Origin of the sequence: Microcystis sp. LE19-10.1B (assembly GCF_027530565.1) — a bacterium.
GTDB classification, from domain to species: Bacteria; Cyanobacteriota; Cyanobacteriia; order Cyanobacteriales; family Microcystaceae; genus Microcystis; species Microcystis aeruginosa.
The window spans coordinates 1-6,774 of record NZ_JAPZQM010000414.1 but is presented as its reverse complement, the minus strand read 5'-3'; the positions used below and the strand labels follow the sequence as shown (position 1 = coordinate 6,774).

Genomic DNA, 6,774 nt, shown 5'->3' with positions numbered 1-6,774 from the left:
TCTGGGAGTGATCGGGGGGAAATTTAGGCACTTTTTCCCTGAAAATTAGGTAATTGGCCACCTCAAAACTGGTAAAACCCCACACCCCACACCCCACACCCCACACCCTGCCCCCAGGAAAAACTTTTTCAGCAAACCCTATATACTTGTACGTCGTCAATCAACCCTGTATACAATCCTGTTGGTTGAGAGCCTACAGCAACTCCTCCAACTAGGAAAGGAGCCGAGGTTGCCCCAATTGGATCACTGGCAGTGATCGCATCCAAGATACCATCTACATATAATAAAGAATTTCCACCTTGCTCGTACACCACAGCTATTTGATGCCAGTCGCCATCTGTTACTGTAGTGTTGCCATGCAATACGTGCCTGTTAGGAAAAGGTGCGTAGAATCCTGCTTTCGTCAATTGCCGTTCCCCAGGGTTGATACCATTAACAAATACCATATATCCAGACACAATCCCTGCTGTATGCTTTGCCACGACAAAGTTATCGTTAAGTACCGTTGAGTTAATCCAAGCTGAAATGGAAAAGTTGCTATTGGTGAAACCATAGATGTTTCCCATGTTAACAAGGTCATTAGTGGCTTGACTCAAGCTAATTGCATTTCCAGAAATTCCTCCACCCACAAGTGTGGCGTTCCCCTGTAAAATACCGTTTTGTCCCCCTACACTATCGGCAGCGATAGTTCCCCCTGTTTCGTCAAATGTCCAATGGGAAAGAATTGTTGCTGCCTGAACAGGTGCTATAACGAAGGTACTAACAGCAATAAGCTAAACGGCTTTTACTTCGGATCACCGATATAGACTCCAAAAGGGTTATAGCTGTTGGATCATGCAGGTTAAGCGCCGTTTAGCTTAGCACCTGTCACTAAAATAATTTTGTTGAAGTTCATGAAGTCTCCTTATTGAATTTGTAGAATTTGAGAACTGCTTACCTGAGTCGAGTCAACAATTCTGCTTCTGCTATTACCCTGATAGATGGTTGTTTGATTTGATGTGTGAATTGATTGAGTCTGTATGAATTGCTTGAATACGAGACAAAATGTAACGGGCGATGCACGAGTTAAATTCCATCGACTTTACCCGTCAGACGCTCATCAAACTTCTGCTCATAATCGGGGTCTTGAGTTCCGAGGAGTTTGTCCCAGAACGTGAAATATAGACCGTAATGTACGGTGTACTTGCGATGATGAATGGAATGATGGGCAGGACCAATAAACCACCGACCCAACCAATGATGGGGAAATGAGGAGGGCAAGCGATCGATCCCAAGATGATTTAACACTGCCCAGATCGTCATCGTGGTGAGTGCCGCAATTAACGTGATGAAATGCAGGGGAAGGACAAAGACAATGCCGACCAGGAAGAGAGACTGAACGATCGCCTCTAGTGGGTCAAAGGCAAACGAAGTCCACGGGGTAGGATAGCGCGAGCGATGATGTCCCTGGTGTAACCACCGAAAGAGTGACGGGTGGTGAAACAAGCGATGGGTGAAATAGAAATAGGCATCCTGGAGAACCAACACAGCGCCATAACTAACCCCTAAATAACACAGCCCATACTGTTGAGGGTGGCTGTATAAGCGGGTAATGCCCCAACTGTATCCTGTCATGATGAAAGCCGCCGCCAGCGCAAACACCCCCGCCGAAAGAACCGAGAGCGTGATATCTTGTTGAATCGATCGCCAAGAGGGAGACCAATGCCGCAGGTTGTGATTGACAAAGGACTGACTCAAGGGCGAATAGAAGAACAAATAGGTTCCCCCAGCCACGAGAAAGTATCGCGCCAGGATGATCCCAAAGAAAGCGAACCCGTAAAATCCAAATGAGTGGTCTATCAATTTAATCTCCTTGCCATTCCCGATCTTCCAAGTCCTTTTGAGGTAACAGCAACGTGGCTTCAATTTCTTGCCGGATTGCGGCTGTTATTTCGCAGTTACTATTCAAACAATCGATCAGGAGTTGATTGGCCTCATAGTAGCGTTGGAGCAGCTGCTGTTGCTCAGTCGTAAACTGCCAGGGATGATGAATATTGCGATAATTGGCGATCGCACCCCGCAACTGTTCCACCCAGGCAGAATAGTTTTTCTGCCACCAGTGCTGAAGCCGTTCCAGGTTTTGACTCGGAGGTGGCAGTTGGTCTCTCAATTGTTGCAAAGACTTATAAAATCCAGCATCCAGAACCATCACCAGAATGTTGTTGAGTGCCTCGCTACAAGCATTGACATAGGCAAAATCCTGACTGTGGTCGATGGCAAACTCTACCAGCAAGTTCTCCAACGCCGCATCTAAAAACATCCCCTGATCGAGCGTGCTGGCTAAGGCAAAGCGATCTGCCGTATGCGGGCTTTGGGCAAGGGCAAGGTAAAATGCGCGTGCGGTCGCCACTTTGGTTTCGTCTGGGAGCTGCTGGGATTTTTGGCTGGCCCAACTCAAAAACTCTTGCAGATAGGAGTCTTGCGCGACTAAGGCATCAATTTGTTGCTTCATCAACTGCACCAGCGCATCTGCACTTCGCAACATGGCAGCCGTTAACAAGAAGACTTCGCGCCAGTGGGAATCGGTGATGTGACTCACCAACCCTCCCAGTGCTTGTTCTAATGCCTGCAAATTATGGCTGGCAACTATTTTTCGAGCCGTGAAGTATTCTTGAAATGCCAGATAAGAAAATGAAAAAATGCCTCGCGCCCGCTCTGTGAGGAGTCCATGCTGTGCCTCGATCGCTTTCAGCATGGCTTCGCTTTCGAGTTGGAGTTCCTCTGCTTCCAGGGTTGCACCTGGCAAATTCCGCAAATAGTCGCCAATGTATTGCTCAATCGTGCGTTGCTCAAAAAAATACTGCCCCTGTTCAAAAGTAACTGCTGCAAGCTGGCTCAACAGCCTCAATTTTTGGGGCAATAAAAACCCCCGGTAAACCTGATCGCGTTCGACTCCTCGAGCTTCATCCCATTTACCCAGCAGCAAATCCAGCCCTTGTTTATAAAACTCAGCCCGCTTGCTCGGAAATTTCCCTTGACCCTGAAACACCCAGCAGGCGAGATGCAGAAACAGAGGTGTCACCACCAGTTGCCGAAATTGCCAGTTTTCCGGCAAGTCCAACTTCTCCATAAACTGAGCCGACTGCTCCTGCCCCGCTTGAGCAGTCGTTTTGCTCAGTGCCACAAACCACTTTTGCGCGAAGGTGCTGATTTGTGCCTGGGTAAAGGGGGCAATTTCTACATCAGTGAAACCTCGAATCTGGAGTTTTTGGGCAGCGGTGCGACAGGTTACTACAAATCGATTGCGATGATACTTTTCTGAGAATTGACGAATTTCTCTCAGAACTGCTGTAATGTCCTGGGTGAGCACTTCATCCATGCCATCGAGCAACAGCAGGACTCTGCCCGCTTGCAGTAAGGTTTCCAGCACAGACGGGTTGGAAATTCCAGCGGTGAGCAATGCCTGACGGATGTAGTTGAACAGGCTAGATTCACCACTGGGACTGGACTCCTCGGCAAATTCTCTCAATAAGATAAAAATCGGCACTTGATTCGCCGCAAACTCGCCTTGGTTGCACTGAATCGCCAGATGTTGCAAAAAGGTCGTTTTGCCAACCCCCGGCCTGCCCAAAACTCTAAGCTTTGAGTAAGTTTCAACAGCCTGCATTCCGGGTATTTGCTTCTGCTCAACCTCTCCCAAGCCGACGCGATCGAATTCAGCAGGACCCAAGTTTTGCCAATCGGCAATCTCCACCCACTGTTGACTGGCAATTTCCGCCAAAATATTGACATCCACATAGATGTCATCAATGTTGACCGGATGGCTGATGTCTAGTAACTGCAAGATGCCGCACTGGTTTTGGATGGTGTCCAGGCGTTGCGCTCGCACCTCTTGCACCAGAGCATCAATATTAGTTTTCGCCAGTTCTCCGGGTTCAGGAAATTCTGCGGGCGGAGCGAGGGCAATCTCCCGCCAATCCAAATCCAGAATCGAACAAATTTCCAGGAAAACCTGGCGATCAACGGGTTTTCCTGTGAAAAACCGCCAAATCGGCTGGCGGGTCTTTAAGTTCACTTCCCCTGCTAGATTTTCCTGAGTCCACCCCTTGAGATCAAAGGCTCGTTTAGCCTGTTTAATTCCCGAAGGGGAGGCCTGGAGCGATCTCTTGACCATACAATCCAATCCTCCCTATCGAGTCAGAATCAGTTCTGGTTGGGACGACCAGAAACTTCTAAGGGATCGTAGCCTAGTTGTTGAGTAATCCGTTCTCTGGCTAAGGCCCGGTACTCCCAAAAATGTTCTCCCGCCGCGCACAGACCTAAATAGAGATTGAGAACTTGGGGCTTTTTTTGCCAAATCGTCCATAATTGCCGCCAAAACTGTCCCCGAATGTTCCCTCGGCGGATACCCTGATGCCAGATTAACTGGGTAATCAGCCGTAACCCCTTACCCACGGGAAATTGCATGGTTTGCTTGTGTTTTGACTGCAAACCCAGACCGAGACATTGTTGGAAACAGCGTCGGAGATAGTGGCTGGGTTCGTACAGCGTCCAGAAGCCTTCGACATACTCTTTGGCAATTTCGGCAATCGGGCGGGTGGGGATAAAATTCATCAAGCTATTCTGATCTCCCGTCGGATGGATGCTGTCACCCTCAACTAAACGCTGTTCTTGCTGGAGACGATGCCAAAGAGCCGTATTCGGCAAAGATTGGAGAATTCCTAACATGGGCTGAGGAATACTGGTTTCTTCCACAAAGGCTTGAATCCTTTCCCCCGCACCAGAGCGCTCTCCATCAAACCCCAAGATAAATCCAGCATAGATTAGCAAACCGGCTGCATTAATCTTGCGACAGGCTTCCACCAGTGGATTGCGAGTATTTTGCAGTTTGCGCGTCACTTGCAGACTATCTTGGTCAGGAGTTTCAATCCCCAGAAAGACAGAATAAAACCCCGCCTCAGCCATCAGGCTTAACAATTCATCATCCTCTGCCAAATTGACCGAGGCTTCAGTAATAAAGGTGAAGGGATAGTCGTGCTGCTTCATCCAGGGAATCAAGTCTCTGAGAAAGCGTTTGACGTTGCGCTGATTGCCAATAAAGTTGTCATCGACGATGAACAACGAACCGCGCCAGCCTAGGTCGTAGAGAGTCTGCAACTCTGCTAAAGTCTGACTCGGCTCTTTAGTACGAGATTTGCGCCCGTAGAGGGAAATAATGTCGCAAAATTCGCAGTTAAAAGGACAGCCGCGAGAGAATTGCACTGCCATCATTAAGTAATCGTCTCGCTGAAGCAGGTCGAAGCGGGGGATGGGGCTGAGGGTCACGTCTGGCTTGTCCCCAGAGCGGAAAATTCCCTGGCTTTGACCTTGAGCGATCGCCTCCAAAAACAGGGGAACGGTTAACTCTCCCTCATCCAAAATGAGATAGTTCGCTCCAGAATCCAGGGCATCCTGGGGGACAGAGGTGGGGTAGGGACCGCCAACGGCGACTTTTTTGCCTAACTGCACGGCTTTTTGAATCAGAGCTTGAAAATCTGGCTTCTGGACTAACATGGCAGAGAGGATAACCAACTCACACCACTCCCAATCGGCTTCTGTTTCAGGATTGACGTTGCGATCATAAAATCGAATCTCCCAGTTTTGGGGGAGGAGGGCGGCGACAGTAATGATGCCGAGGGGTGGAATGGTGGCTTTCAGTCCCGCGATTTCCATAAAGCGATCGTAAGACCAGAAAGACTGGGGAAACTCAGGGTAGAGTAACAGGGCTTTCATCGAAAAAATGGGTCTGAAACCCCGCCCTTTAGCGATAGCGGAGGGCGGCTTTACATAAGTTAGTGAGAAACAATTAAACCGTTAGAACGACGAATTAACTGAATCTTACTAACAGTTATCTGTCCCAATCGTTGACCATTGGCATCGCTTACAGATAGCTGTTTTTCGGTATCTCCACTAACATAACCAATTCCTTTGGGAGAAGAAATTAAATCTCCTTTACGGAACCCATGTCTTGTGGTAGAGCCACCATATTTACGTCGTTTACCACCTTACAACTATGTCTGCTTCTTCATTGGAGGGGAATATACCGATGATCGAGTGAATATTTGTCATGAATTTCCTGTTTTTAGTACATAATTAGATTATATCCAACATTCCGCAGGTCAGATTCCACTTCATAAATATCCCTCTTTGGGAGTATCTCATTTATGCAAGTGAGTAATTAGGGTTTGCGGCAAAAAGTTTTTCTTGGGGGCAGGGTGTGGGGTGTGGGGTGTGGGGTGTAGGGTTTTACCGATTTTGAAGGGGTCAATTACCTAATTTTCAGGGAAAGAGTCCCTGAATTTTCCCCCCGATCACTCCCATATCTGGTACTTTTTGATTTACAAAAACTCTAAAAGTCTTAACCAACAAGGGTTTTACCATTATTCAGCCAGCCCTAAGTAATAGGACAAAATTAACTTTTTAGTTAGGATAGGCAAAAGGCAACAGGCAACAGGCAAGAGGTAGTTAGATATGTGTAATTAATTGTGTCTAGCTACTTACCCTGTTTAAATGGGTCTTAGCTTAACATTCCTGTCTTTTCACTGATTACTGATTACTGATTACTGATTACTGATTACTGTTTACTGTCATGTAAAATCGATGACTACTTCCCCTTTCCTCTTGGCTGCATCTCACATTTGCAGAAATACCGACAATCAGCAATTATCAGTGACTCTTAAATTGGTACAAATGTATGAACAACTGCGTGTAAGCATCCCACCGAAAAGCTAATGCGCGGGGGGTTTGGGGGCGGCG

Annotated in this window: 4 protein-coding genes and 1 pseudogene; all 5 read right to left on the bottom strand. The window is 47.6% G+C overall.

Annotation, left to right across the window (positions count from 1 at the left end):
* Nucleotides 1–128: 128 nt before the first annotated feature.
* Nucleotides 129–566 (bottom strand): LamG domain-containing protein, encoded by a 438-nt coding sequence (locus O9332_RS15030; protein ID WP_353852175.1) that lies wholly within the window; start codon nucleotides 564–566, stop codon nucleotides 129–131.
* Between the two features lie 499 nt (nucleotides 567–1,065).
* Nucleotides 1,066–1,842, bottom strand: coding sequence for a sterol desaturase family protein (locus O9332_RS15025; protein ID WP_043998932.1), 777 nt, complete (start codon nucleotides 1,840–1,842; stop codon nucleotides 1,066–1,068).
* 1 nt (nucleotide 1,843) lies between these two features.
* Entirely contained in the window at nucleotides 1,844–4,153 is a 2,310-nt protein-coding gene (locus O9332_RS15020; protein WP_288026217.1) for an NACHT domain-containing protein, read from the bottom strand.
* Between the two features lie 29 nt (nucleotides 4,154–4,182).
* The gene (locus tag O9332_RS15015; RefSeq protein ID WP_004159262.1) at nucleotides 4,183–5,751 is read right to left on the bottom strand and encodes a B12-binding domain-containing radical SAM protein; all 1,569 of its coding nucleotides are present in this window, start codon (nucleotides 5,749–5,751) and stop codon (nucleotides 4,183–4,185) included.
* A gap of 59 nt (nucleotides 5,752–5,810) precedes the next feature.
* Nucleotides 5,811–6,023, bottom strand: a pseudogene (locus O9332_RS28100) (hypothetical protein); the annotation flags it as partial.
* Nucleotides 6,024–6,774: the final 751 nt, after the last annotated feature.